The following is a 1,773-nucleotide window of genomic DNA, read 5'->3' on the forward strand; positions in this document are numbered from 1 at the left end:
GTCTACATCTTCAAAGTTGAAAGCCTCGTATACTTCGTCACTAGCGTCAAAATAACGGTGAAATTCCTCGGTTTCTGCGTTAACAACTGTCCTGATAGCTGAGTGTGGAACAATGATACGCTTTTTACCCAACCTGAATTCACGGTGATAGCTGTCAAAGGCTGTATCCAGGGCTTTTATTGTGTCGATAGCATTCGCATATAGCGAAACACCTAAAGGGCTTTGCAAATCAATGTTATTTGCTATGTTTGGCTTGAAATAAACAAACAAAGGGCGTGAAAGTCCTTCGATAGTCGCTTCCTTGGCTAAATCGGGATAAAGTGTGTCAAGCGCTACCTCTATTCCCAATTCACTGTTATTATCCGATTGGAACAGCTGATTTTTAATGACATATATTTCGCCATCCCATTGATGCCATTCGAGTAGCGTGTACCACTTATTGCCCCTCTTCGACACAGTTAGGAACACACCTTCCGTTATATCGCCGTTTGAATATGCCAATGGGATAAAGCAATCGGCAGTAACATAACTGATCTTTATTCTCTTTTGCCCCGCCCTATCCGTATCAACGTATGCTTTGAGAACCAGGCCACCAAGGGCAAACATGTTTTCCAGGCGATCTTGAAACAGCTTATAGAATTTGTTGTATTTAAAAACGCCTTCTATCTCTTTAGAAAGCTTTTCATTTGAAATATTAATCGCGCATTTTTCGTTAAAGATAAGGCTCGCCATTTCTTTACTGGCTACTTTCGCCATTCCCAACGTAAACATGCGCCGTGTGCGTTTGCCGCCCTCAATGGTTGTAAATTCTACCTTGTGGAATGGTTCGCCGTTGTATCGATCAAGTTCCCCTTTGTACAATGGCAACCACACGTTTTCTATCATCTGATAAAAATCATCATCCACCGGAAGGGCCTGAATGTTTGAAACTGACTTGATATTCTTGATCAGCCCCATTTTCTGCATCACCGCCTTTACTTTTGCAATTAGGCTTTTGAACATTGTGTCACCGCCCTATTTCACATACTCTTTATAAAAATAGTTCACGCTGTATCTGAACTCGTCCATGCTGTGGTTGTTCTCGTCAATCGGCTTGCCGTTGTCGTCTCGACAATATAGCCCGCTTTCCTTGATGAAGTGGTAATGATCGTACTTTTCATCATCCACCAACCGGAACATGTCTTTTGTTATGGTGTTCTGCGCCCGCTCGATACCAACCTCAATACCTTGTGAAGTGCCCCTAATGTCTTTAGCGTTATTGTCCGCCTTGGACGTATCAACGCCTATGAGGTGCAGCTCTTCACGCAATGACTTACAGGCTGGATCGACAAAGAACCTCGTATACCGCATCTGATATTTGTCAGTGCAGTATTTTATGAACTCTTTTATCTCTCTTGCGTAAATACTCATTGCCTTCACTTGTCCGGTTTCAGCGCCTGAATGGTAGTAATGAGCCACGCGATTTAAACGGCGTATCAGTTTCCCTTCTGTGTTCCGGAATGACGTTACGATATTACATGAGACACTTGTCGCGTCAGACTGCCCGCCGTCAGCTGCAAAGTACATTTGTATCGGCTTACCGATCAATGTCCTTTCTGTGTGCGCCTCAAGGTCAAGCATTCCGTATATTACGCCTTGTGGGTTAACCCGCTTCCCTTCCCAATCTCGCTTTAATAGGTACGGGTTCTTCTTCAGCGTGTCGTAAATCTCTTGTTTCCTGTCGTCAGTCAAAATAGGGTTGTCGTGGATCGTCCAATGTTGCCAGCGTGTGTC

Annotated in this window: 2 protein-coding genes; both read right to left on the reverse strand. The window is 43.9% G+C overall.

The window, feature by feature from the left end:
* The coding region (locus tag ACFQ8Y_RS22660) for a phage portal protein (RefSeq protein ID WP_430586797.1) at nucleotides 1–966 on the reverse strand (966 nt) is incomplete at its 3' end.
* Nucleotides 967–1,014: 48 nt separating this feature from the next.
* Nucleotides 1,015–1,773 (reverse strand): PBSX family phage terminase large subunit (locus tag ACFQ8Y_RS22665; RefSeq protein ID WP_377967982.1); only part of this gene is annotated, 759 nt, incomplete at its 5' end.

The sequence above is a fragment of the Isoptericola sp. NPDC056605 genome (assembly GCF_042792795.1).
Lineage (GTDB): Bacteria > Actinomycetota > Actinomycetes > Actinomycetales > Cellulomonadaceae > Isoptericola.